Origin of the sequence: Sphaerisporangium album, from assembly GCF_003323745.1 — a bacterium.
Taxonomy (GTDB): Bacteria; Actinomycetota; Actinomycetes; order Streptosporangiales; family Streptosporangiaceae; genus Sphaerisporangium; species Sphaerisporangium album.
In genome coordinates this window covers 1,866-24,186 of record NZ_QOIL01000024.1, presented here as the reverse complement: position 1 = coordinate 24,186, position 22,321 = coordinate 1,866, and the positions used below count along the sequence as shown (strand labels likewise).

Annotated in this window: 31 protein-coding genes; all 31 read right to left on the bottom strand. The window is 67.2% G+C overall.

The genetic code is table 11. The features are described from left to right. Positions 1 to 149: 149 nt before the first annotated feature. Positions 150 to 632, bottom strand: a complete 483-nt coding sequence (locus tag DQ384_RS32735; RefSeq protein WP_114032752.1) for a hypothetical protein — start codon at positions 630 to 632, stop codon at positions 150 to 152. Between the two features lie 175 nt (positions 633 to 807). After that, complete coding sequence (locus DQ384_RS32730; RefSeq protein WP_114032751.1) at positions 808 to 1,239, bottom strand: DUF1707 SHOCT-like domain-containing protein; 432 nt, start codon at positions 1,237 to 1,239, stop codon at positions 808 to 810. Positions 1,240 to 1,301: 62 nt separating this feature from the next. After that, positions 1,302 to 2,144, bottom strand: a complete 843-nt coding sequence (gene map / locus DQ384_RS32725; RefSeq protein ID WP_114032750.1) for a type I methionyl aminopeptidase — start codon at positions 2,142 to 2,144, stop codon at positions 1,302 to 1,304. A gap of 144 nt (positions 2,145 to 2,288) precedes the next feature. Beyond that, entirely contained in the window at positions 2,289 to 2,942 is a 654-nt protein-coding gene (locus DQ384_RS32720; protein ID WP_114032749.1) for an adenylate kinase, read from the bottom strand. Then, positions 2,942 to 4,249: a preprotein translocase subunit SecY gene (gene secY / locus DQ384_RS32715; protein ID WP_114032748.1), complete on the bottom strand. Its 1,308-nt coding sequence runs from the start codon at positions 4,247 to 4,249 to the stop codon at positions 2,942 to 2,944. The genes DQ384_RS32720 and secY overlap by 1 nt, the downstream gene beginning before the upstream one ends. A gap of 168 nt (positions 4,250 to 4,417) precedes the next feature. After that, entirely contained in the window at positions 4,418 to 4,891 is a 474-nt protein-coding gene (gene rplO, locus DQ384_RS32710) for a 50S ribosomal protein L15 (protein ID WP_114032747.1), read from the bottom strand. Between the two features lie 2 nt (positions 4,892 to 4,893). Then, positions 4,894 to 5,076, bottom strand: coding sequence for a 50S ribosomal protein L30 (rpmD, locus tag DQ384_RS32705; protein WP_020542293.1), 183 nt, complete (start codon positions 5,074 to 5,076; stop codon positions 4,894 to 4,896). Positions 5,077 to 5,079: 3 nt separating this feature from the next. After that, on the bottom strand, positions 5,080 to 5,712 hold the full coding sequence (gene rpsE, locus DQ384_RS32700; protein WP_114032746.1) for a 30S ribosomal protein S5: 633 nt from the start codon (positions 5,710 to 5,712) through the stop codon (positions 5,080 to 5,082). A gap of 49 nt (positions 5,713 to 5,761) precedes the next feature. Next, positions 5,762 to 6,142: a 50S ribosomal protein L18 gene (gene rplR / locus DQ384_RS32695; RefSeq protein WP_114032745.1), complete on the bottom strand. Its 381-nt coding sequence runs from the start codon at positions 6,140 to 6,142 to the stop codon at positions 5,762 to 5,764. A 2-nt stretch (positions 6,143 to 6,144) separates the two neighbouring features. Next, positions 6,145 to 6,687, bottom strand: coding sequence for a 50S ribosomal protein L6 (gene rplF / locus DQ384_RS32690; protein ID WP_114032744.1), 543 nt, complete (start codon positions 6,685 to 6,687; stop codon positions 6,145 to 6,147). Positions 6,688 to 6,705: 18 nt separating this feature from the next. Further along, positions 6,706 to 7,104: a 30S ribosomal protein S8 gene (gene rpsH, locus DQ384_RS32685; RefSeq protein WP_114032743.1), complete on the bottom strand. Its 399-nt coding sequence runs from the start codon at positions 7,102 to 7,104 to the stop codon at positions 6,706 to 6,708. Positions 7,105 to 7,242: 138 nt separating this feature from the next. After that, positions 7,243 to 7,428, bottom strand: a complete 186-nt coding sequence (locus DQ384_RS32680) for a type Z 30S ribosomal protein S14 (RefSeq protein WP_114032742.1) — start codon at positions 7,426 to 7,428, stop codon at positions 7,243 to 7,245. Between the two features lie 38 nt (positions 7,429 to 7,466). Continuing rightward, positions 7,467 to 8,042 (bottom strand): 50S ribosomal protein L5, encoded by a 576-nt coding sequence (rplE, locus tag DQ384_RS32675; protein ID WP_114032741.1) that lies wholly within the window; start codon positions 8,040 to 8,042, stop codon positions 7,467 to 7,469. Continuing rightward, on the bottom strand, positions 8,042 to 8,356 hold the full coding sequence (rplX, locus tag DQ384_RS32670; RefSeq protein ID WP_220183269.1) for a 50S ribosomal protein L24: 315 nt from the start codon (positions 8,354 to 8,356) through the stop codon (positions 8,042 to 8,044). Before rplX ends, rplE begins: the two co-directional genes overlap by 1 nt. 9 nt (positions 8,357 to 8,365) lie before the next feature. Continuing rightward, a complete protein-coding gene (gene rplN, locus DQ384_RS32665) occupies positions 8,366 to 8,734 on the bottom strand; it encodes a 50S ribosomal protein L14 (RefSeq protein ID WP_114032739.1) in 369 nt (122 codons plus the stop codon). 147 nt (positions 8,735 to 8,881) lie between these two features. After that, entirely contained in the window at positions 8,882 to 9,169 is a 288-nt protein-coding gene (gene rpsQ, locus DQ384_RS32660) for a 30S ribosomal protein S17 (RefSeq protein ID WP_114032738.1), read from the bottom strand. After that, complete coding sequence (gene rpmC, locus DQ384_RS32655; protein ID WP_114032840.1) at positions 9,162 to 9,398, bottom strand: 50S ribosomal protein L29; 237 nt, start codon at positions 9,396 to 9,398, stop codon at positions 9,162 to 9,164. The genes rpsQ and rpmC overlap by 8 nt, the downstream gene beginning before the upstream one ends. Then, positions 9,398 to 9,817: a 50S ribosomal protein L16 gene (rplP, locus tag DQ384_RS32650; protein ID WP_114032737.1), complete on the bottom strand. Its 420-nt coding sequence runs from the start codon at positions 9,815 to 9,817 to the stop codon at positions 9,398 to 9,400. The genes rpmC and rplP overlap by 1 nt, the downstream gene beginning before the upstream one ends. Before the next feature lie 2 nt (positions 9,818 to 9,819). Then, positions 9,820 to 10,689 (bottom strand): 30S ribosomal protein S3, encoded by an 870-nt coding sequence (gene rpsC, locus DQ384_RS32645; protein ID WP_114032736.1) that lies wholly within the window; start codon positions 10,687 to 10,689, stop codon positions 9,820 to 9,822. After that, the gene (gene rplV, locus DQ384_RS32640) at positions 10,689 to 11,057 is read right to left on the bottom strand and encodes a 50S ribosomal protein L22 (protein ID WP_114032735.1); all 369 of its coding nucleotides are present in this window, start codon (positions 11,055 to 11,057) and stop codon (positions 10,689 to 10,691) included. Before rplV ends, rpsC begins: the two co-directional genes overlap by 1 nt. Positions 11,058 to 11,084: 27 nt before the next feature. Beyond that, on the bottom strand, positions 11,085 to 11,363 hold the full coding sequence (rpsS, locus tag DQ384_RS32635; RefSeq protein ID WP_114032734.1) for a 30S ribosomal protein S19: 279 nt from the start codon (positions 11,361 to 11,363) through the stop codon (positions 11,085 to 11,087). An 11-nt stretch (positions 11,364 to 11,374) separates the two neighbouring features. After that, positions 11,375 to 12,211, bottom strand: a complete 837-nt coding sequence (gene rplB, locus DQ384_RS32630) for a 50S ribosomal protein L2 (RefSeq protein ID WP_114032733.1) — start codon at positions 12,209 to 12,211, stop codon at positions 11,375 to 11,377. 47 nt (positions 12,212 to 12,258) lie between these two features. Further along, positions 12,259 to 12,561: a 50S ribosomal protein L23 gene (gene rplW / locus DQ384_RS32625; protein ID WP_114032732.1), complete on the bottom strand. Its 303-nt coding sequence runs from the start codon at positions 12,559 to 12,561 to the stop codon at positions 12,259 to 12,261. After that, the gene (rplD, locus tag DQ384_RS32620; protein WP_114032731.1) at positions 12,561 to 13,211 is read right to left on the bottom strand and encodes a 50S ribosomal protein L4; all 651 of its coding nucleotides are present in this window, start codon (positions 13,209 to 13,211) and stop codon (positions 12,561 to 12,563) included. The genes rplW and rplD overlap by 1 nt, the downstream gene beginning before the upstream one ends. Further along, positions 13,208 to 13,861, bottom strand: a complete 654-nt coding sequence (rplC, locus tag DQ384_RS32615; RefSeq protein ID WP_114032730.1) for a 50S ribosomal protein L3 — start codon at positions 13,859 to 13,861, stop codon at positions 13,208 to 13,210. Before rplC ends, rplD begins: the two co-directional genes overlap by 4 nt. Before the next feature lie 14 nt (positions 13,862 to 13,875). Beyond that, on the bottom strand, positions 13,876 to 14,184 hold the full coding sequence (gene rpsJ / locus DQ384_RS32610; RefSeq protein WP_012887830.1) for a 30S ribosomal protein S10: 309 nt from the start codon (positions 14,182 to 14,184) through the stop codon (positions 13,876 to 13,878). A 230-nt stretch (positions 14,185 to 14,414) separates the two neighbouring features. After that, positions 14,415 to 15,608 carry an elongation factor Tu gene (gene tuf / locus DQ384_RS32605; protein ID WP_114032729.1) on the bottom strand — a complete coding sequence of 398 codons (1,194 nt, stop codon included), beginning with the start codon at positions 15,606 to 15,608 and terminating at the stop codon, positions 14,415 to 14,417. A 175-nt stretch (positions 15,609 to 15,783) separates the two neighbouring features. Further along, on the bottom strand, positions 15,784 to 17,832 hold the full coding sequence (gene fusA, locus DQ384_RS32600) for an elongation factor G (RefSeq protein ID WP_245966950.1): 2,049 nt from the start codon (positions 17,830 to 17,832) through the stop codon (positions 15,784 to 15,786). 90 nt (positions 17,833 to 17,922) lie between these two features. Next, positions 17,923 to 18,393, bottom strand: coding sequence for a 30S ribosomal protein S7 (gene rpsG, locus DQ384_RS32595; protein WP_114032727.1), 471 nt, complete (start codon positions 18,391 to 18,393; stop codon positions 17,923 to 17,925). A gap of 1 nt (position 18,394) precedes the next feature. Continuing rightward, positions 18,395 to 18,769 (bottom strand): 30S ribosomal protein S12, encoded by a 375-nt coding sequence (rpsL, locus tag DQ384_RS32590; protein WP_061253213.1) that lies wholly within the window; start codon positions 18,767 to 18,769, stop codon positions 18,395 to 18,397. Positions 18,770 to 19,353: 584 nt separating this feature from the next. Next, on the bottom strand, positions 19,354 to 22,321 hold a 2,968-nt coding region (gene rpoC, locus DQ384_RS32585), incomplete at its 5' end, for a DNA-directed RNA polymerase subunit beta' (RefSeq protein WP_245966940.1).

The window sequence follows — 22,321 nt, the reverse complement described above, 5'->3', positions numbered from 1 at the left end:
ACAAACCGGGAAACTGCCATGAGTGGTAAAGGCTGTGTCCAATGCCCGTGAACACGAGAAGAGCGGGCGCCCCCTGGAGCGCCCGCTCGCCGTCCCCCTTCTCAGGTCCTCCTCGCTGGGGCCCGAGGCCTCACGTCACCGCCCAGGGCTCAGAAGCCGTAGTTCTTCCAGCCGCTCCAGTCGTAGTCGCTCGTGGAGCCCTCGCCGACCCGGAAGCGGAACCCGTCGATGTCGCTGTCGTTGAAGAACAGGCGGGTGTGGTAGTGACCGAAGGTCTTGTAGCGCTTGTAGAAGTGCCAGCCCTCGTCGTCGTGGTAGTAGAAGTCGGCCCAGCTGTACTGGCGGTCGCGGTCACGGTCGAACAGGTCGAAGTCGACGTAGTCCCGGCCGCCCTTGACGCCCCAGAAGCCCTTGACGTAGGAGCGGTGCCCCCGGTCCTCGCCGCGACCGAAGCCCGAGTAGATCGGGCCGAAGCTTCCGCCAAGACGCTGCGCCTGCGCGGTGGCCGTGACGCCCGCGGTGGTGCTCGCGTCGCCGGTGGCGGCCTGGGCGGCGGTCCCGGGGGCGGCGAGACCTGCGGCCAGCGAGCCGGCGAGGGCGGTGCCGACGACCAGGTTGCGAATCTTTCGCACGGTGTTCCTCCTGATTGCGAGCCGTCCTCGGGACGAGGACGGGTTCCCCGTGCCGGACGAGCCTTCTCGGTGCCGCTCGTTCCGGACATCGCTCACGTTAGGAAGATCGGGCCCGGCGTTCCGCGTAGGAATACACACTCAGGGCCGAACGTGCACTACGGCACAGAAGCGGATATCAGCGTCCGCGGTCGCGATTCTTCGGACCGGCGCCGAATATGGTGCTGACCAGCAGGATCGCGCCCCAGGGGCCGGCGACCCACATCGGCCAGTAGTAGCCGCCGAAGTCGGACATCGCCCAGATGACCGTGCACACCGCCACCGCCCCGGCCCAGCTCGCCCACGCGGCCTTGAGCCCCTTCTGGGCGTCGGACGGCTCGACACCTTTGCCTGGAGAGGGCGCGGGGACGGGTCGTGCCTTCAGGTCGATGTCCGGCAGGTCGGCCGTCACCTTCTGCAGGTCACCATAGGTTCTTCCTTGGTAGACGAGCTCCAGGCGCTCCTGGAACTCCTCCATGGTGAGCCGCCCCTGGGCGCAGTGCTCACGGAGCGCGGCCGCGACCCGGTCCCTGTCGCCGTCGGACGCCCTCATCTCCGGTGTCGCCGCCATCGATCCCTCAACTTCCGCGCTGACGTCCGCCACGGGGCCGCCGCCCGGCGGGTCAAGGGAGCTCAACGCCCCGTCTCTCCACCGGTCACAGCCTGCCCGCCCAGCAGTTCGCTGAGCCGTGCCTTCCCCCCGTCGAGGGCGGTAAGCACCCAAGGACCATTATCGGTGACGGCGACGCTGTGCTCGAAGTGCGCGGAAGCCTTTCCGTCGATCGTCACGACGGTCCAGTCGTCGTCGAGCACGCGGGTGCGGTCGGTGCCGAGGTTGAGCATCGGCTCGACCGCGAAGCACATGCCCGGCTCGAAGCGCGGGCCCTTGCCGGGCCGGCCGTGGTTGGCGACCCACGGGTCCATGTGCATCTCGGTGCCGATGCCGTGACCGCCGTACTCCTGAGGGATGCCGTAGCGGCCCTGAGATCGAACGTAACGCTCTACCTCGTGCCCGATGTCGGAAAGGTGCCGACCCACGGTCAAGGCGGCGACACCGCGCCACATGGCCTCTTCGGTGACCCGCATCAGCTCGGTGAGCGACGGGTCGACCTCGCCGACGCCCACGGTGATCGCCGAGTCGCCGTGCCACCCGTCCAGGATCGCCCCGCAGTCGATGGAGATGATGTCGCCCTCGCGCAGCGCGCGCCGGGCGGTCGGGATGCCGTGGACCACCTCGTCGTTGACCGACGCGCAGATGGTGGCGGGAAAGCCCTGGTACCCCTTGAAGGACGGGATCGCCCCCTCGCCGCGGATGGCCTTTTCGGCGATCGCGTCGAGGTCGAGCGGCGTGATCCCGGGTCGCACGGATTCACGCAGGAGTTCGAGCGTCCGCCCGACGACGAGGCCGGCGGCCCGCATCTTCTCCACCTGCTCCGGCGTCTTGATCTGGATTCCGTGCTTGTTCTTCTTGAACACTTACTGGCACCCCCTGGGGTGATTCAACGGCCGGTGCGGCGGCACGATTCCCCCGATTGTCCCCCAACATGCCGAACGCCACCCCTGGAGAAAGCCCCCAGAAGTGGCGTTGGCACCGAATGGGATGTATTCGGCTGTATTACGTCATTCCGCGAAGCGACGCAGCTCCGACATCGCGCGCTGCGTGATCTCCTCGACCGGCCCGGTGGCGTCCACGCCGCGCAGGATGCCCTCGTCGGCGTAGAACCTGATCAGCGGGGCGGTCTGGTCCTGATAGACCTCCAGCCGGTGGCGGATGGTCTCTTCCCGGTCGTCGTCCCGCTGGAACAGCTCGCCGCCGCACGCGTCGCAGACCCCCTCGTTGCCGGGAGGGTCGAACACCACGTGCCACACCTTGCCGCAGGACCGGCACGTGCGCCGCCCGGCCAGGCGCCGCACGACCTCCTCGTCGTCGACCACGAGCTCCAGCACGACGTCGAGCGAGGTGCCGAACTCGGCCAGCATCTTGTTGAGGATCTGGGCCTGTGGCACGTTGCGCGGGAAACCGTCCAGCAGGAAGCCCTCCTGCGCGTCCGGCTCCGAAAGGCGGTCGCGGACCATGGCGACGGTCACCTCGTCGGGTACGAGGTCGCCACGGTCCATGTACTCCTTGGCAAGCTTGCCGAGTTCCGTGCCGCCCGACACGTTGGCACGGAAGATGTCCCCTGTCGAGATCTTCGGGATGGACAGGTTCGATGCGATGAACTGGGCCTGTGTCCCCTTGCCCGCTCCGGGGGGCCCGACCAGGACGACGCGCACTACTTGAGGAAGCCCTCGTAGTTCCGCTGCTGTAGCTGGCTCTCGATCTGCTTCACGGTGTCCAGCCCAACACCAACCATGATCAGAATGCTCGTGCCTCCGAACGGGAAGTTCTGGCTCGCTCCTGCCACTGCCAGCGCGATGATCGGCACCATGGAGATCAGGCCCAGGTACAGCGAGCCGGGAGCGGTCAGCCGCGTGAGCACGTAGCTCAGGTACTCAGCGGTCGGCCGTCCCGGGCGGATGCCCGGGATGAATCCACCGTACTTCTTCATGTTGTCGGCCACTTCAACGGGGTTGAAGGTGATGGACACGTAGAAGTAGGTGAAGAAGATGATCAGCACGAAGAACGTGAGCATGTAGACCGGGTGGTCGCCGCGCACGAAATTCTGCGCGAGCCACTGGACCACGGCGTTCGGCTCCGAGCTGTTCCCGAACAGCGACACCACGAGCTGCGGAAGGTAGAGCAGCGAGGAGGCGAAGATGACCGGGATGATGCCGGCCTGGTTCACCTTCAGGGGGATGTAGGTCGAGGTCCCGCCGTACATGCGCCGGCCCACCATGCGCTTGGCGTACTGCACCGGGATGCGGCGCTGGGCCTGCTCGACGAACACGACCGCCGCGATCATGAACACTCCGACGACCATCACCACGACGAAGGTGAAGGCGTTCTGGCGGAAGATGTTCAGCAGCTCGGACGGGAAGACCGCGATGACCTGAGTGAAGATCAGGATGGACATGCCGTTGCCGACACCCCGGTCGGTGACGAGCTCGCCCAGCCACATGATCACGGAGGTGCCCGCCGTCATCACGACCACCATCGTGACGATGGTGAAGACGTCGTTGTTGACCAGGAGCGGCTGACGGCAGTTCGGGAAGAGCTGCCCGGTGCGCGCCAGCGCGACGAAGGCGGTCGACTGCAGGACCGCGAGGCCGATGGTGAGGTAACGCGTGTACTGCGTGATCTTGGTGGTACCGGCCTGGCCTTCCTTCTTCAGCGCCTCGAGCCGGGGGATCACCACCGTCAGCAGCTGGAGGATGATGCTGGAGGTGATGTACGGCATGATGCCCAGCGCGAAGACTGAAAGTTTCAGCAGCGCGCCGCCGCTGAAGAGCTGCACCATTCCGTAGATGTTGGCGGCGTCTCCGGCCTGCGCTTCCTTCAGACACTGCTGCACGTTGATCGTGTTGACGCCCGGCGTCGGCAGGACCGACCCGAGCCGGAACAACACGATGATGCCCAGCGTGAAGAGAAGCTTGTTGCGCAGGTCGGGCGTACGGAACGCCCGGGTAATCGCGGTCAGCACGGTCCCTCCTGCGCGCCTGAAAGGCGGTATCGGTCAGCGAAGGTCTGCAGGTGATCCATCGGCACATCTCTGATCAACGAGCCCTGGACACCGTTTGTCCAGCGCACTCTAACGCACTACGGGCGCGGCGGCTCTCTATGAGCCCCCGCGCCTCGTATTGCCTGCCTACTACAGCTCGGTGACGGAGCCACCGGCCGCAGCGATCTTCTCCTTCGCGGAGGCGGAGAACGCATGCGCACGCAGGTTCAACGCCACCGAGATCTCACCGGTTCCGAGGATCTTGACCGGCTGGTTCTTGCGGACGGCACCGCGCTCGACCAGCGTCTCCACGGAGACGTCGCCGCCCTCGGGGAAGAGCTCGCCGAGCCTGTCCAGGTTGACGACCTGGTAGGTCGTCTTGAACAGGGCGTTGGAGAAGCCCTTCCGCTTGGGCAGGCGCCGCTGGAGCGGGACCTGGCCGCCTTCGAAGCCGTAGGGCACCGTCGTACGGGACTTGGTGCCCTTGGTGCCACGACCGGCGGTCTTGCCCTTGGACGCCTCGCCGCGACCCTTGCGGATCTTGGCCTTGTTGGCGCCGGGAGCCGGACGCAGGTGGTGGACGCGCAGCGGCGTGCCGCCGCCGGTGTTCTCAGCGTTAGCCATGACTAGTCGACCTCTTCCACCTCGACGAGGTGCGTCACCACGGCGACCATGCCCCGGATCTCCGGGCGGTCCTCCTTGACGACGACGTCGCCGATTCGCTTCAGGCCCAGCGAGCGCAAAGAGTCACGCTGGTTCTGCTTGCCACCGATCTTGGACCGGACCTGGGTGATCTTCAGACGAGCCATCGGCTAGCTCACCGCCTTCGCCGCGGCCGCGGCCTCGGCGATGCCCTCTGCACGGGCCTTGAGCATGCGCACCGGGGCGACGTGCTCGATCGGCAGCCCACGACGCGCGGCGATCTCCTCGGGCCTGCTGAGGCCCTTCAGCGCCGCGACGGTGGCGTGGACGATGTTGATCGGGTTGTCCGAGCCGAGCGACTTGGACAGCACGTCGTGGATGCCGGCGCACTCCAGGACGGCGCGCACGGGGCCACCCGCGATGACACCGGTACCGGGCGAGGCCGGGCGCAGCAGGACGACGCCCGCGGCGTCCTCCCCCTGCACGGTGTGCGGGATGGTGCCCTGGATGCGCGGCACCTTGAAGAAGTGCTTCTTGGCCTCCTCGACGCCCTTGGCGATCGCCGCGGGCACCTCCTTGGCCTTGCCGTACCCGACGCCGACCAGGCCGTTGCCGTCACCGACGACGACCAGGGCGGTGAAGCTGAAGCGCCGGCCGCCCTTGACGACCTTGGCGACCCGGTTGATCTTTACGACGCGCTCGATGTACGAGACGCCCTTCTCGGCAGCGCCGCCGCGGCGATCGTCGCGACGGTCACGCCGCTCACCACCGCCGCCGGCACCGCGACGCGGAGCTGCAGCCATCAGTGGTTCCTCTCCTCGTTGCTCTTGATTGCGATCCTGGCCGGAGACATCAGAACTCCAGCCCGCCTTCTCGGGCGCTGTCCGCGAGGGCCGCGATGCGGCCCGCGTAGCGGTTGCCACCGCGGTCGAACACGACAGCGGTGATCCCGGCGGCCTTGGCCCGCTGAGCGACGAGCTCGCCGACCTTCTTCGCCTTGTCCGTCTTGGTACCCTCGGCCGTGCGCAGCGAGGCGTCCAGAGTGGAGGCGCTCGCCAGCGTGTGGCCGGCGGTGTCGTCCACGATCTGGACGAAGATGTGGCGCGCGGAACGGTTGATGACCAGGCGCGGACGGGCCAGAGAGCCGACGACCTTCTTGCGGACGCGACGGTGACGGCGCGAGCGCGACAGCGCCCGGGCGGCCGTGTGCTTGGCAACCTTGGTGAAGGCCATGACTACTTACCAGCCTTTCCGACCTTGCGGCGGATGACTTCGCCCTGGTACCGCACGCCCTTGCCCTTGTAGGGGTCGGGCTTGCGCAGCTTGCGGATGTTCGCGGCGACCTCGCCGACCTTCTGCTTGTCGATGCCGTCCACGTGGAACAGGGTCGGCCGGTCGACGCGGAAGGAGACGCCCTCGGGGGCGTCGACGACCACCGGGTGGCTGAAGCCCAGTGAGAACTCCAACTGCGTCGGCCCCTTGGCCTGGACGCGGTAACCGACGCCGACGATTTCCAGCGTCTTGCTGTACCCCTTGGTCACGCCGTCCACCATGTTGGAGATCAGCGTGCGGGACAGCCCGTGGAGCGCGCGTACCTTGTTCTCGTCGTTCGGGCGGGTGACGGTGATGTTGCCGTCATCCCCACGGGCGACGTCGATCGGCTCGGCGATCGTGTGCGAGAGCGTGCCCTTCGGCCCCTTGACCGTGACATCCCGGCCGTCGATGGTGATGTCAACACCATTCGGTACGGGGATGGGCAGCCGTCCAATTCGCGACATGCTGGGTTCCTCCCCTCGTTACCAAACGTAGGCGAGGACTTCCCCGCCCACACCACGCTTGCCGGCCTGCTTGTCGGTCATGAGGCCACCGGACGTCGAGATGATCGCGACGCCGAGACCGCCCAGGACCCGAGGCAGGTTGTCCTTCTTTGCATAGACCCGCAGACCGGGCTTGGAAACCCGGCGCAGGCCCGCGATTGACCGTTCACGCGTGGGCCCGAACTTGAGCTCCACCACGAGGTTCTTTCCAACCTTGGCGTCCTCGACGGCCCAGGACTGGATGTAGCCCTCCTGCTGGAGGATCTCGGCGATGTGCGCCTTGATCTTCGAGTACGGCATGGCCACGGTGTCGTGGTATGCCGAGTTCGCGTTACGCAGACGTGTCAACATGTCTGCGATCGGGTCGGTCATCGTCATGGCCGGTGGCCCTCCTCACCGCGGTTTCCCGGCAGGGACCTACGGTGTGGTCGTGGGCGCCTCGATCGGCGCCCGGTTGATATGACTTTGAAATGAGCCGGTACGGCGCGGGCCCCCAGGAGGAGGCCCGCACGCGGGCTACCAGCTCGACTTGGTGATGCCGGGCAGCTCGCCCCGGTGCGCCATCTCACGGAAGCACACGCGGCAGAGGCCGAACTTGCGGTAGACGGCGCGGGGCCGGCCACAGCGCGAACAACGAGTGTACGCGCGGACACCGAACTTCGGCTTGCGCTCGGCCTTGGCGATCAGAGACTTCTTGGCCATCAGGCCTCCCTCTTGCGATCCACAGTCATCGTGACTGCCTACGCTTCCTTGAAAGGAAAGCCGAGAAGCTTGAGCAGCGCCCGGCCCTGGTCGTCGTTCGGGGCCGTGGTCACGACCGTGATGTCCATGCCCCGCTGGCGGTCGACCCTGTCGGGGTCCACCTCGTGGAACATGACCTGCTCGGTCAGCCCGAAGGTGTAGTTCCCGTTGCCGTCGAACTGCTTGGGCGAGAGGCCGCGGAAGTCCCGGATACGCGGAAGCGCGAGGGACAGCAGCCGGTCGAGGAACTCCCACATGCGGTCGCCGCGCAGCGTGACGTGCGCGCCGATCGGCATGCCCTCGCGCAGCTTGAACTGCGCGATGGACTTGCGGGCGTGGGCGACCGCCGGCTTCTGGCCGGTGATGGCCGTGAGGTCGCGAACCGCGCCCTCGATGAGCTTGGAGTCCCTGGCCGCCTCGCCGACACCCATGTTCACCTTGATCTTGGTGAGCCTGGGGATCTGCATGACGTTCTCGATGCCGAACTGCTCACGCAGCTTGTCGGCGATCTCCTCGCGGTACCGCTGCTTGAGGCGGGGCGCGACGCGCTCGGTCTCGGTTGTGGTGGCGGTCATCAGTTGTCCTCACCCGATTCGTCGGCCTCGGCGGCCTTCTTCGCGGGCTTGTCGTCCTTCTTCGCCTCGTCCTTCTTGGCCTCATCCTTGAGCTTCTTGACGTTGCTCACGTGGATGGGGGCCTCCAGGGTCTGCACGCCGCCTTCCTTGGCGCCGCGCGGTCCCTGGTGGGTGACCTTGGAGTGCTTCTTGATCAGGTTCACGCCCTCGACCACCACGCGGTCCTCGCGCGGGATCGCGCGGATAACGCGGCCCTTGGCACCCTTGTCCTTACCGGCGATGACCTGGACGAGGTCACCCTTCTTCACATGCAGCTTCGGCATCTACAACACCTCCGGCGCGAGCGAGATGATGCGCATGAACTTCTTCTCGCGCAGCTCGCGACCCACCGGACCGAAGATACGCGTGCCCCGAGGGTCACCGCTGTCCTTGATGATGACCGCGGCGTTCTCGTCGAAGCGGATGTAGGAGCCGTCGGGGCGGCGGCGCTCCTTACTGGTGCGCACCACGACAGCCTTGACCACATCACCCTTTTTGACACCCGCGGCGGGAAGGGCGTCCTTCACCGTCGCGACGATGATGTCGCCGATACCCGCGTAGCGCCGACCCGAGCCACCGAGCACGCGGATGCACAAAAGCTCCTTGGCACCCGTGTTGTCGGCGACCTTGAGCCGCGACTCCTGCTGGATCACGTCAACTCCCGTGTGTCACGCCGGTTCTCATTCTCTGAGCCTGGCGGAACTAGATTCGGTCTTTACACCCCCGGCGACGGCCCTGCCGGCTCCGAGGGGGGACGCCACACGGGAGACCCCCTTCCGGGGGGCCTCCCGCACGGCGACTTACTTGGCCCGCTCGAGGATCTCCACGACCCGCCACCGCTTGGTGGCGGACAGCGGCCGGGTCTCCATCAGGAGGACGCGGTCGCCGACGCCGCAGGAGTTCTGCTCGTCGTGAGCCTTGTACTTGGTCGTACGGCGGATGACCTTGCCGTACAGCGGGTGCTTGACGCGGTCCTCGACGGCGACGACGACGGTCTTGTCCATCTTGTCGCTGACGACCAGACCCTCGCGGGTCTTGCGGTAGTTCCGCGCCTGGGCGGTCTCGGTGGTCTCAGTTGTCTCAGCCATCGCTCGGCTCCTTCTCGACCGTGATGATGCCGAGCTCCCGCTCGCGCATCACGGTGTAGATACGGGCGATCTCGCGGCGGACGGCACGGAGCCGCCCATGGCTCTCCAACTGACCGGTCGCCGCCTGGAAGCGGAGGTTGAACAGCTCCTCCTTGGCTTCCTTCAGCTTCTGGACCAGCTCATCCTGGTCCGAAGTCCGCAGCTCACCGGCGGTCAGGCCCTTAGCCATCACGCCTCACCCACTTCACGCTTGACGAACCGGCACTTCATTGGGAGCTTGTGCATCGCGCGGCGCAGGGCCTCGCGGGCGACCGGCTCAGTGACGCCGGAAAGCTCGAACATGACGCGGCCGGGCTTGACGTTGGCGATCCACCACTCCGGCGAACCCTTACCGGAACCCATGCGGGTCTCGGCCGGCTTCTTGGTCAGAGGGCGGTCCGGGTAGATGTTGATCCACACCTTGCCGCCACGGCGGATGTGCCGGGTCATGGCGATACGAGCGGCCTCGATCTGGCGGTTGGTCACGTAGTGGTGCTCAAGCGCCTGGATGCCGTACTCGCCGAACACGACCCTGGTGCCGCCCTTGGCGGCTCCGCTGCGGTCGGGCCGGTGCTGCTTACGGTGCTTGACCCTGCGCGGGATCAGCATGGTCAGCTCCCTTCAGCACCCGGCTGCTCCGCCGGGCCGGTCTCGGGCGCCCCGGCGGGCGCGGTGTTCTCGGTCTTGGCTCCACTGGCTCCGCCACGACCGCCGCCACGAGGCGCGCCGCCGTCACGTCCGCCACGACCGCCGCCGCCGCCCGCGCCGCCACGGCCGCGCTGCGGCCGGTCCGTGCGGTCACGACGCTGGCCGCCCGCGCGCGCACCGGCCGCGGCCGCCTCGCGCTCGGCGCGGCTGGTCGGGGCCTCGCCCTTGTAGATCCACACCTTCACGCCGATGCGGCCGAAGGTGGTGCGGGCCTCGTAGAAGCCGTAGTCGATGTCCGCGCGGAGGGTGTGCAGCGGCACGCGGCCCTCGCGGTAGAACTCCGAGCGCGACATCTCGGCGCCGCCGAGACGGCCGGAGCACTGGACACGGATGCCCTTGGCGCCGCTCTTCATCGCCGACTGCATGGCCTTGCGCATCGCCCGCCGGAAGGAGACCCGGCTGGAGAGCTGCTCGGCCACGCCCTGGGCGACGAGCTGGGCGTCGACCTCGGGGTTCTTGACCTCGAGGATGTTCAGCTGAACCTGCTTCTTGGTCAGCTTCTCGAGGTCGCCACGGATGCGGTCCGCCTCGGCGCCGCGGCGGCCGATGACGATGCCCGGCCGGGCGGTGTGGATGTCGACCTGGACGCGGTCGGTGGTGCGCTCGATCTCGACCTTGGAGATGCCGGCGCGCTCCATGCCCTTCTGCAGCATGCGGCGGATCGACACGTCCTCGGCGACGTACGACTTGTACAGCTTGTCGGCGTACCACCGGCTCTTGAAGTCGGTCGTGATGCCGAGTCGGAACCCGTGCGGGTTAACCTTCTGGCCCACTAGCGGGTCCTTCCCTTCGGCTTGTCCTGGCGCTCAGGCCGGGACTCGACGATCACGGTGATGTGACTCGTCCGCTTGTTGATCCGATAGGCACGGCCCTGGGCACGGGGGCGGAACCGCTTCAGCGTCGGGCCCTCGTCAACCCACGCGCGGCTCACGATCAGCGTGTCGCGCTCGAGCTTGAAGTTGTGCTCGGCGTTCGCCATCGCGCTCGACAGCACCTTGTAGATCGGCTCGCTCGCCGCCTGAGGGGCGAACTGCAGCACGGCCTGCGCCTCCGAAGCGGGCAGCCCGCGAATGAGGTCCACCACACGGCGGGCCTTCTGGGGCGTGACGCGGACGAACCGCGCCTGAGCCCTGGCTTCCATCGCTTACTCCTCGTTTCTGAAAGGCGCTTACCGCCGGCTACGCCGGTCTTCCTTGACGTGGCTGCGGACGGTCCGCGTCGGCGCGAACTCGCCCAGCTTGTGGCCGATCATCGACTCGGTGACGAAGACCGGGACGTGCTTGCGCCCGTCGTGGACGGCGATCGTGTGGCCGAGCATGTCGGGCACGATCATGGAGCGCCGCGACCACGTCTTGATGACGTTCTTGGTGCCCTTTTCGTTCTGCGTGTCCACCTTCTTCATCAGGTGGTCGTCAACGAAAGGACCCTTCTTAAGGCTACGTGGCATTTAGGCTGCTCCTACCGCTTCTTCCTCTTGCTCCGCCGACGGATGATCAGTCGGTCGCTGGCCTTGTTGGCCTGACGGGTACGGCCCTCGGGCTTGCCCTTGGGGTTCACCGGGTGGCGACCGCCGGAGGTCTTGCCCTCACCACCACCGTGCGGGTGGTCGACCGGGTTCATGGCGACACCGCGGACGGTCGGGCGCTTGCCCTTCCAACGGTTACGACCGGCCTTGCCGATGCTGATGTTGGCCTGCTCGGCGTTGCCGACCTGGCCGACCGAGGCGCGGCAGCGCACGTCCACCTGGCGCATTTCGCCGGAGGGCATACGCAGCGTGGCGTACTGCCCCTCCTTGGCCAGCAGCTGGATCTGCGCGCCGGCGGACCGGCCGAGCTTCGCGCCGCCACCGGGCTTCAGCTCCACGGCGTGGATGAAGGTACCGGTCGGGATGTTGCGCAGCGGCAGGCAGTTGCCCGGCTTGATGTCGGCCGCGGGGCCGTTCTCGATGCGGTCGCCCTGCTTGATGCCCGTGGGAGCGAGGATGTAGCGCTTCTCGCCGTCCGCGTAGTGCAGGAGCGCGATGCGCGATGTGCGGTTCGGGTCGTACTCGATGTGAGCGACCTTCGCCGGGACGCCGTCCTTGTCGTGGCGCCGGAAGTCGATGATCCGGTAGGCGCGCTTGTGCCCGCCACCCTGGTGACGCGCGGTCACACGGCCGTGGACGTTACGGCCACCCTTGCTGTGCAGGGGAGCAAGCAGCGACTTCTCCGGCGTGCTGCGCGTGATCTCGGCGAAGTCCGAGACGCTCGCGCCGCGACGGCCCGGAGTCGTCGGCTTGTATTTACGGATGCCCATCTTTTTCGTTCATCCCTCGTCGGTGTTGCGTGGCAATGCGGTGGTGATCAGCCGATCTGACCGAAGATGTCGATCCGGTCGCCTTCCACCAGGCTCACGATCGCCCGCTTGGTGCTGGGGCGCTGGCCGAAGCCGAACCTCGTGCGCTTGCGCTTGCCCTGCCTGTTGATCGTGTTCACGCTCGTGACCTTGACGCCGAAGATCTGCTCGATCGCGATCTTGACCTGGGTCTTGTTGGCCGTCTTGCGCACCAGGAACGTGTACTTGTTGTGCTCATCGATCAGGCCGTAGCTCTTCTCGGAGACGATCGGCTTGATGATGATGTCGCGCGGGTCGGCGATCTTCTGCATCAGGCGTCTTCCTTCCCGCTGCTGCCCAGCCGCGCCACGATCTGGTCGTAGGCCTCACGGGTGAAGACCAGGTCGTCGTAGCAGAGCACGTCATAGGTGTTGAGCTGGCCGGCGTCCAGGAGGTGGACCTCCGGGGCGTTGCGCAGGCTCAGCCAGGTGAGCTCGTCACCCTCGTCGACGACGACGAGGACGCTGCGAGCCTTGGTGATGTTGCGCAGGGCGTCCAGCGCCGCCTTGGTCTTCGGGGTCTCCCCCGTGACCAGGCCGTCGACGATGTGAACCCGGCCACCGACCGCGCGGTCGCTGAGGGCTCCGCGAAGCGCCGCGGCCTTCATCTTCTTCGGCGTCCGCTGCGAGTAGTCGCGCGGCTGCGGGCCGTGGACGGTGCCACCGCCGGCGAACTGCGGCGCGCGGGTCGAGCCCTGACGGGCGCGGCCGGTGCCCTTCTGCCGGTACGGCTTCTTGCCGCCACCGCTGACCTCGCCGCGGGTCTTCGTCTTGTGGGTGCCCTGCCGGCGAGCGGCCAGCTGGGCGACGACGACCTGGTGGATCAGCGGGATGTTGACCTTGGCCCCGAAGATGTCCTCGGGCAGGTCGACGCTGCCGGTCTTCGCGCCGGCCGCGTCGAGGACGTCAATGGTCGTGCTCACTTGGCAGCCCCCTTCTTGGCGGCGGTGCGAATGAGGACCAGGCTGCCGTTGGCACCGGGGACGGCGCCCTTCAGCAGGATCAGGCCCTTCTCGGCGTCGACGGCGTGAACCTTGAGGTTCTGGACCGTGGTGCGGGTGTTGCCCATGCGGCCCGCCATGCGCAGGCCCTTGAAGACGCGGCCCGGGGTGGCGCAGCCACCGATGGAGCCGGGCGAGCGGTGCTTGCGCTGGGTGCCGTGCGAGGCGCCCAGGCCCTTGAAGCCGTGACGCTTCATGACACCCGCGAAGCCCTTGCCCTTGCTCTTGCCCGTGACGTCCACGAACTGGCCGGCCTCGAACGCGTCGGCCAGGACCTCCTGGCCGAGGGTGTAGTCGGAGGCGTCGCTGGTGCGGACCTCGACGAAGTAGCGGCGCGGGGTGATGTCGTGCTTGCGCAGGTAGTCACCCAGGGGCTTGTTGACCTTGCGCGGGTCGACCTGCCCGTAGCCGAGCTGAACAGCGGAGTAGCCGTCCTTTTCCTCACTGCGGACGCGGGTCACCACGCACGGACCGGCCTCGACGACGGTCACCGGGACCATCCGGTTGCCCTCGTCGAAGACCTGGGTCATGCCGAGCTTCTTGCCCAGGACGCCCTTGATCTGCTTAGCCATGTCAGTGCGTTCCCTCAGAGCTTGATCGAGATGTCGACGCCGGCCGGGAGGTCGAGACGCATGAGCGAGTCGACCGTCTTCGGCGTCGGATCGATGATGTCAATCAGCCGCTTGTGCGTGCGCATTTCGAAGTGCTCACGGCTGTCCTTGTACTTGTGCGGCGAGCGGATGACGCAGTACACGTTCTTCTCGGTCGGCAACGGCACCGGGCCCGCGACCTTCGCGCCAGTCCGCGTCACCGTCTCGACGATCTTCTTGGCCGAGCTGTCGATGACCTCGTGGTCATAGGCCTTAAGCCGGATGCGGATCTTCTGTCCCGCCATAGTGGCCTCGGTGTCCTTCGCTGTCGTCCTGCAAAAGTTTCGTGCGGCCTTGTGCCGCTGTCAGGTGTCCCGGGATGGGCGCCCCTGACCCGCCTCATTCTTCCGTGATCTTGCAGTCGACTCGGTCCTGGGACCGAGACGGCTGCGAGATCACGGGCCTGGCCGGGCTCGGAGCCCTCGCCGGGGCTCGGGGGCCGATGCTCTGGCCCCGTCGTGGTGCGGCGGTCGTACTACTTGATGATCTTGGTGACGCGGCCCGCACCGACGGTGCGGCCACCCTCGCGGATGGCGAACTTGAGACCGTCCTCCATCGCGATGGGCTGGATGAGCTGGACGGTCATCTCGGTGTTGTCACCGGGCATGACCATCTCGGTGCCCTCGGGCAGGGTCACGACGCCCGTCACGTCCGTGGTACGGAAGTAGAACTGCGGGCGGTAGTTGTTGAAGAACGGCGTGTGCCGGCCGCCCTCGTCCTTGGACAGGATGTAGACCTGAGCCTCGAACTCGGTGTGCGGGGTGGTCGTGCCCGGCTTGATGATGCACTGGCCGCGCTCGACATCCTCGCGCTTGATACCGCGCAGGAGCAGGCCGACGTTGTCACCGGCCCGGCCCTCGTCAAGGAGCTTGCGGAACATCTCGACACCGGTGACGGTGGTCGTGGTGCTCTTGTCCTTGATGCCGATGATGTCGACGGTCTCGTTGACCTTGACGATGCCGCGCTCGATACGGCCGGTCACGACGGTGCCGCGGCCGGTGATCGAGAACACGTCCTCGATCGGCATGAGGAACGGCTTCTCGGTGTCACGAACGGGCTCGGGGACGTTCTCGTCCACGGCGTTCATGAGCTCGATGATCGAGTCGCCCCACTTCTCGTCGCCCTCGAGCGCCTTCAGCGCCGAGACGCGCACGACCGGCAGGTCGTCGCCCGGGAACTCCTGGGCGGAGAGCAGCTCGCGAACCTCGAGCTCGACGAGCTCCAGGATCTCCTCATCGTCGACCATGTCGGCCTTGTTCAGGGCGACGACGATGTAGGGAACGCCGACCTGGCGGGCCAGGAGGACGTGCTCCTTGGTCTGCGGCATCGGGCCGTCGGTGGCGGCGACCACGAGGATCGCGCCGTCCATCTGGGCGGCACCGGTGATCATGTTCTTGACGTAGTCGGCGTGACCGGGGCAGTCCACGTGAGCGTAGTGACGCTTCTCGGTCTGGTACTCGACGTGGGCGATGGAGATGGTGATGCCGCGGGCCTTCTCCTCCGGCGCCTTGTCGATCTTGTCGAACGGGGTCGCCTCATTGAGGTGAGGGAAACGGTCGTGAAGCACCTTGGTGATCGCCGCGGTCAGAGTGGTCTTGCCGTGGTCGATGTGCCCAATGGTGCCGATGTTCACGTGCGGCTTGGTCCGCTCGAACTTGGCCTTGGCCACTGCTCTGTCTCCTTAGAGATTCTGACGTGACTTGCTACTCACTCGGGCTCGGAGCCCGATCCCCGGGCGGCGATCACTCGCCACCCGAGTCGGTCGGGGTCTGGGACCTTCGCCCCGAGCCCCTCGGCCCGCGGGCGGCGATCATCTCGCCGCCCCGGCCTGAAGGGCGTCGGAACTATTCGCCCCGAGCCTTCGCGACGATCTCCTTGGCGATGCCCGGGGGCACCTCCGCGTAGGAGCTGAACTGCATGCTGTAGACCGCCCGGCCCTGGGTCTTGCTTCGCAGGTCGCCCACGTAGCCGAACATCTCTGACAGCGGAACCAGGGCGTTGATGACCTTCGCCCCGGTCCGGTCTTCCATCGCCTGGATCTGCCCGCGGCGGCCGTTGAGGTCACCGATGACGTCACCCATGTAGTCCTCGGGCGTGGTGACCTCGACGGCCATCATCGGCTCCAGGATTACGGCGTCCGCACGGCGCGCGGCCTCCTTGAAGGCCATCGAACCGGCGATCTTGAAAGCCATTTCGGACGAGTCGACCTCGTGGTAGGCACCGTCCTGCAGGGTGACCTTGACGCCCACCATCGGGTAGCCGGCCAGCACGCCGAACTCGGCGGCCTCCTGCGCGCCCGCGTCCACCGAGGGGATGTACTCCCGGGGGATGCGGCCACCGCTGACCTTGTTGGCGAACTCGTAGCCGTCGTTGCCCTCGCCCAGCGGCTCCAGGTCGATGATCACGCGCGCGAACTGGCCGGAACCACCGGTCTGCTTCTTGTGCGTGTACTCGACCTTCTCCACCTTGCGGCGGATGGTCTCGCGGTAGGCGACCTGCGGCCGGCCGACGTTGGCCTCGACCTTGAACTCGCGGCGCATGCGGTCGACGAGGATCTCCAGGTGGAGCTCACCCATGCCCCAGATGACCGTCTGCCCGGTCTCCTCGTCCCGGCGGACCTGGAAGGAGGGGTCCTCCTCGGCCAGGCGCTGGATCGCGGTGCCGAGCTTCTCCTGGTCACCCTTGGTCTTGGGCTCGATCGCGACGTTGATGACCGGCGCCGGGAAGTTCATCGACTCCAGGACGACCTGGTGCGCGGGGTCGCTGAGGGTGTCACCGGTGGTGGTGTCCTTCAGGCCCATGACGGCGACGATCTGACCGGCGATGGCCGACGGGCGCTCCTCGCGCTTGTTGGCGTGCATCTGGTAGATCTTGCCGATGCGCTCCTTCTTGCCCTTGACGGAGTTCACCACGGAGGTGCCCGTCTCGAGCGTGCCGGAGTAGATCCGGATGAAGGTGAGCTTGCCCAGGTGCTGGTCGCTCATGATCTTGAAGGCCAGAGCGGAGAACGGCTCGTTCGGGTCCGCGTGGCGCTCGATGACCTGCTCCTCGTTCCCGACCGCGTGCCCCTGGAGTGCGGGGATGTCGGTCGGGGCCGGGAGGTAGGCCACGATCGCGTCGAGCAGGGGCTGGACGCCCTTGTTCTTGAACGCGGTGCCGCACAGGACCGGGTTGAGCGCGCTCGAGAGCGTGGCGCGGCGGATGGCGGCGACGAGCTGCTCCTCGGTGGGCTCGACGCCCTCCAGGTAGAGCTCCATGAGCTCGTCGTCGTTCTCGGCGACGGTCTCGATGAGCTTGTCGCGCCACTCGCGGGCGACCTCGGCGTGGTCGGCCGGGATGTCGACGGTGTCGTACATCTCGCCCTTGGCCGCCTCGGCGCTCCAGAGCAGGCCCTTCATCTTCACCAGGTCGATGATGCCCTTGAAGTCGGCCTCGACGCCCCAGGGAAGCTGGATGACCAGCGGGGTCGCGCCAAGGCGCGACACGATCATGTCCACACAGCGGTGGAACTCGGCGCCGACGCGGTCCATCTTGTTGACGAAGCAGATGCGCGGAACGCCATAGCGGTCGGCCTGACGCCACACCGTCTCCGACTGGGGCTCGACGCCGGCGACGGCGTCGAACACGGCCACGGCACCGTCGAGAACACGGAGCGAACGCTCGACCTCGACGGTGAAGTCGACGTGGCCAGGGGTGTCGATGATGTTGATCGTGTGGTCAAGCCAAACACAGGTGGTCGCGGCGGAGGTGATGGTGATGCCGCGCTCCTGCTCCTGCTCCATCCAGTCCATCGTGGCAGCGCCCTCGTGGACTTCACCGATCTTGTAGTTGATACCGGTGTAGAACAGGATGCGCTCGGTCGTGGTGGTCTTGCCCGCGTCGATATGGGCCATGATCCCGATGTTGCGGACCTTGGCCAGGTCAAGAGCGGTCGATGTGGCCACTTCTCTCGCGTCCTCGTCGTCTCGTCGTCGCCGCCGGGATTACCAGCGGTAGTGGGCGAAGGCCTTGTTGGACTCGGCCATCTTGTGCGTGTCCTCGCGCCGCTTCACGCTGGCTCCGAGGCCGTTGCTCGCGTCGAGCAGCTCGTTCATCAGCCGCTCGGTCATGGTCTTCTCGCGGCGGGCGCGGGAGTACTGCACCAGCCAGCGCAGCGCCAGCGTGGTGCTGCGCGCGGCGCGCACCTCGACCGGCACCTGGTAGGTCGCGCCACCGACACGGCGGCTGCGAACTTCGAGGGTGGGCTTGACGTTGTCGAGGGCACGCTTCAGGGTGACCACCGGGTCGTTGCCCGACTTGTCCCTGCAGCCCTCCAGGGCGTCGTACACGATCTTCTGGGCGAGAGACCGCTTGCCGTTCAGAAGAACCTTGTTGATGAGCGCGGTGACCAGCGGTGAATTGAACACCGGGTCAGCGACAAGCTGGCGACGCCCAGCGGGACCCTTGCGCGGCATGTCAGCTCTTCTCCTTCTTCGCGCCGTAACGGCTGCGGGCCTGCTTGCGGTTGCGGACGCCCTGGGTGTCCAGCGAGCCGCGGATGATCTTGTAGCGAACACCCGGCAGGTCCTTCACACGACCGCCACGCACGAGCACGATGGAGTGCTCCTGAAGGTTGTGGCCGACACCCGGGATGTAGGCCGTGACCTCGATGCCGTTGGTCAGCCGGACACGCGCCACCTTGCGGAGGGCCGAGTTCGGCTTCTTGGGAGTCGTCGTATATACGCGCGTGCAGACGCCGCGCCGCTGGGGGCTCCCCTTGAGCGCCGGTGTCTTGGTCTTACTGACCTTGTCCTGGCGGCCCTTGCGGACCAGCTGCTGAATCGTGGGCACCGCGTCTCCGTTCGTGCTTGGCCGGTGATTCGAAAAGTCGTGCGTTTCGCAGGCTCTGCCGGTGTCATGACCTGCTGTTTTTCCTCCGGCTCCGACCCACGCGTTCGGGCGTGTCGCGATCTTTGCCGCAGTACGCCCGGCGATGGCCGGACCAGTGGGAGAGATCATGCGGCGTCCGGCCGGTTCTCGATGACGAGAACCTCTCGGAGCACACGCATGTGAGCCCATGAAGCCACGGGCACGAAGGGCAAGACTACCCAGCCCATCGCAACACGTCAAAACGGCTGCGCCTGACCGCTCGTGTCGGGCGGCCCGGGGTCGTGTCGTGGTCCCGCGGACGGTTTCCCTCCGGCCGCTGTCGAGACTCCCGACAAGCTTACCGGCACTCGCGGGGTTCTCTCGACGATTTCCGGGTCTCGCCGGCGTTCCCGTGTCGTGCCGTCGGGCCCGTTCCCCCGGCCGCCGCGCCGGGCGGCAGGGGCCGTCACGGCGTCCGCTCGCGGGGACCCCTGCGGAGCGCGAGGGGCGCCCGCCTCCCTCCCCGGGAGACGGGCGCCCCTCGTACGCCCTGAACGCCAGCGGCGTCAGCGGTTGTACTGACCGAAGTCGTACTCCTCCAGCGGGACGGCCTCGCCGCTGCCCGTGCCGAAGGTGTAGTCGGTCGCGGAGCCGTCGTAGCCGCCGACGGTGTACATCGCCGCCTTGGCCTCCTCGGTGGGCTCGACCCGGATGTTGCGGTACTGGGACATTCCCGTACCCGCCGGGATGAGCTTTCCGATGATGACGTTCTCCTTGAGGCCCAGCAGGGAGTCCGACTTGGCGTGGATCGCCGCGTCGGTGAGCACCCGGGTGGTCTCCTGGAAGGACGCCGCCGACAGCCACGACTCGGTGGCCAGCGACGCCTTGGTGATGCCCATGAGCACCGGACGGCCGGAGGCGGGGGTGCCGCCCTCGGCGACGACCTCGCGGTTGACCGCCTCGAACCGCGGCCGCTCGACGAGCTCGCCGGGCAGCAGGTCGGTGTCACCGGACTCCAGCACGTTCACGCGCTTGAGCATCTGCCGCACGATGATCTCGATGTGCTTGTCGTGGATCGACACACCCTGCGAGCGGTAGACCTCCTGCACCTCGGCCACCAGGTGGAGCTGCACGGCCCGCGGGCCGAGGATGCGCAGCACCTCGTTGGGGTTGACCGCGCCGGCCACGAGCTGCTGGCCGACCTTGACGCGCGAGTCGTCCTGGACCAGCAGGCGCGACCGCATCGACACCGGGTAGGCGATCTCCTCCGAGCCGTCGTCCGGCGTGATGACGATCTTCCGGGTCTTGTCGGTCTCGTCGATCCGGATGCGGCCGTCGGCCTCGCTGATCGGGGCGACGCCCTTGGGGACGCGCGCCTCGAACAGCTCCTGGACACGGGGCAGACCGTGGGTGATGTCGGCGCCCGCCACACCACCGGTGTGGAAGGTACGCATCGTCAGCTGCGTGCCGGGCTCGCCGATCGACTGGGCCGCGATGATGCCGACGGCCTCACCGACGTCCACCAGCTTGCCGGTCGCCAGCGAGCGGCCGTAGCAGGTGGCGCAGACGCCGATCTTGGCCTCGCAGACGAGCGCGCTGCGCGTCCGGACCGTCTCGACGCCCGCGTCGACCAGCGCGGTGACGGTCTGGTCGTTGATGTCGACACCGGCCGAAGCGACGATCTTGCCGTCGACCTCGACGTCCTCGGCGAGGATGCGGCCGTGCACGTTGCTCTCGGCGTTGTCGGCCTTGACCAGCGTGCCGGCGGAGTCGCGCTCGCCGACGTGCAGCGGGACGCTGCGGTCGGTGCCGCAGTCGATCTCGCGGACGATGACGTCCTGCGCGACGTCCACCAGACGACGGGTCAGGTAACCCGAGTCGGCGGTACGCAGGGCGGTGTCCGCGAGGCCCTTCCGCTGTCCGTGGGTGGAGATGAAGTACTCCAGCACCGACAGGCCCTCGCGGAAGGAGGACTTGATCGGACGCGGGATCGTCTCGCCCTTGGTGTTGGACACCAGGCCGCGGATGCCCGCGATCTGCCGGACCTGCATCTTGTTACCGCGAGCGCCGGAGTTGACCATCATCCAGACGGAGTTCGTCGCCGGGAACGCGTTCACCATGTCGGTCTCGACGTCCGCCGTGGCGTGCGTCCAGATCTCGATGAGCTCCTGGCGGCGCTCCTCGTCGGTGATCAGGCCGCGCTCGTACTCGCGCTGCACCTTGTCGGCCCGACGCTCGTACGACTCCATGATCGCGGCCTTGTTCGGCGGCGCGACGACGTCGTCGATGGAGATCGTGACGCCGGAGCGGGTCGCCCAGTGGAAGCCCGCGTCCTTCAGCGCGTCCAGCGCCGCCGCGACCTCGACCTTCGGGTACTTCTCGGCCAGCTCGTTGACGATCGCCGAGAGCTGCTTCTTGCCGATCTGCGAGTTCACGAAGGGGTAGTTGTCGGGCAGCGTCTGGTTGAACAGGGCGCGGCCGAGCGTGGTCTCCAGGCGGTAGGTCTCGCCGGCCTCCCAGCCCTCGGGCGCCTGCCAGCCGCGCGGCGGCGGGACGTCCTTCATGCGGACCTGGATCTTGGCCTGGATGTCCAGCTCGCCCCGGTCGAAGGCCATCAGGGCCTCGGCCACCGAGCCGAAGACCCGGCCCTCGCCCACGGCCTCTTCCCGGTGGGTGGTCAGCCAGTACAGACCGATGATCATGTCCTGGGTGGGCATGGTCACGGGCTTGCCGTCGGCCGGCTTGAGGATGTTGTTGGTCGAGAGCATCAGGATGCGCGCCTCGGCCTGGGCCTCCGCCGACAGCGGCAGGTGGACCGCCATCTGGTCGCCGTCGAAGTCGGCGTTGAACGCCGTGCAGACGAGCGGGTGGATCTGGATCGCCTTGCCCTCGACGAGCTGCGGCTCGAACGCCTGGATGCCCAGGCGGTGCAGGGTCGGCGCGCGGTTGAGCAGCACCGGGTGCTCGGTGATGACCTCTTCGAGCACGTCCCACACGACCGGGCGCGCGCGCTCGACCATGCGCTTGGCCGACTTGATGTTCTGCGCGTGGTTCAGGTCGACCAGGCGCTTCATCACGAACGGCTTGAACAGCTCCAGCGCCATCTGCTTGGGCAGGCCGCACTGGTGCAGCTTGAGCTGCGGGCCGACGACGATGACCGAACGGCCGGAGTAGTCGACGCGCTTGCCGAGCAGGTTCTGACGGAAACGTCCCTGCTTGCCCTTGAGCATGTCGGACAGCGACTTCAGCGGACGGTTGCCGGGCCCGGTGACCGGGCGGCCACGGCGGCCGTTGTCGAACAGCGCGTCGACGGCCTCCTGCAGCATCCGCTTCTCGTTGTTGACGATGATCTCGGGCGCGCCGAGGTCCAGAAGCCGCTTGAGGCGGTTGTTCCGGTTGATGACCCGGCGGTACAGGTCGTTGAGGTCGGAGGTCGCGAACCGGCCACCGTCGAGCTGCACCATCGGGCGCAGGTCCGGCGGGATGACCGGGATGCAGTCCAGGACCATGCCGTTCGGCGAGTTCCGCGTCGTG

Coding starts and splice junctions, on each gene's coding strand:
- DQ384_RS32730 (WP_114032751.1), bottom strand. CDS start 1,239: ATGGCGGCGACACCGGAGATGAGGGCGTCCGACGGCGACAGGGACCGG.
- rplO (WP_114032747.1), bottom strand. CDS start 4,891: ATGGCTAACGCTGAGAACACCGGCGGCGGCACGCCGCTGCGCGTCCAC.
- rpmD (WP_020542293.1), bottom strand. CDS start 5,076: ATGGCTCGTCTGAAGATCACCCAGGTCCGGTCCAAGATCGGTGGCAAG.
- rpsE (WP_114032746.1), bottom strand. CDS start 5,712: ATGGCTGCAGCTCCGCGTCGCGGTGCCGGCGGCGGTGGTGAGCGGCGT.
- rplR (WP_114032745.1), bottom strand. CDS start 6,142: ATGGCCTTCACCAAGGTTGCCAAGCACACGGCCGCCCGGGCGCTGTCG.
- rplF (WP_114032744.1), bottom strand. CDS start 6,687: ATGTCGCGAATTGGACGGCTGCCCATCCCCGTACCGAATGGTGTTGAC.
- rpsH (WP_114032743.1), bottom strand. CDS start 7,104: ATGACGATGACCGACCCGATCGCAGACATGTTGACACGTCTGCGTAAC.
- DQ384_RS32680 (WP_114032742.1), bottom strand. CDS start 7,428: ATGGCCAAGAAGTCTCTGATCGCCAAGGCCGAGCGCAAGCCGAAGTTC.
- rplE (WP_114032741.1), bottom strand. CDS start 8,042: ATGACCGCCACCACAACCGAGACCGAGCGCGTCGCGCCCCGCCTCAAG.
- rpsQ (WP_114032738.1), bottom strand. CDS start 9,169: ATGGCTGAGACAACTGAGACCACCGAGACCGCCCAGGCGCGGAACTAC.
- rpmC (WP_114032840.1), bottom strand. CDS start 9,398: ATGGCTAAGGGCCTGACCGCCGGTGAGCTGCGGACTTCGGACCAGGAT.
- rplP (WP_114032737.1), bottom strand. CDS start 9,817: ATGCTGATCCCGCGCAGGGTCAAGCACCGTAAGCAGCACCGGCCCGAC.
- rplV (WP_114032735.1), bottom strand. CDS start 11,057: ATGGAAGCCAGGGCTCAGGCGCGGTTCGTCCGCGTCACGCCCCAGAAG.
- rpsS (WP_114032734.1), bottom strand. CDS start 11,363: ATGCCACGTAGCCTTAAGAAGGGTCCTTTCGTTGACGACCACCTGATG.
- rplB (WP_114032733.1), bottom strand. CDS start 12,211: ATGGGCATCCGTAAATACAAGCCGACGACTCCGGGCCGTCGCGGCGCG.
- rplW (WP_114032732.1), bottom strand. CDS start 12,561: ATGCAGAAGATCGCCGACCCGCGCGACATCATCATCAAGCCGATCGTC.
- rplC (WP_114032730.1), bottom strand. CDS start 13,861: ATGGCTAAGCAGATCAAGGGCGTCCTGGGCAAGAAGCTCGGCATGACC.
- rpsJ (WP_012887830.1), bottom strand. CDS start 14,184: ATGGCGGGACAGAAGATCCGCATCCGGCTTAAGGCCTATGACCACGAG.
- fusA (WP_245966950.1), bottom strand. CDS start 17,832: ATGGCCCATATCGACGCGGGCAAGACCACCACGACCGAGCGCATCCTG.
- rpsG (WP_114032727.1), bottom strand. CDS start 18,393: ATGCCGCGCAAGGGTCCCGCTGGGCGTCGCCAGCTTGTCGCTGACCCG.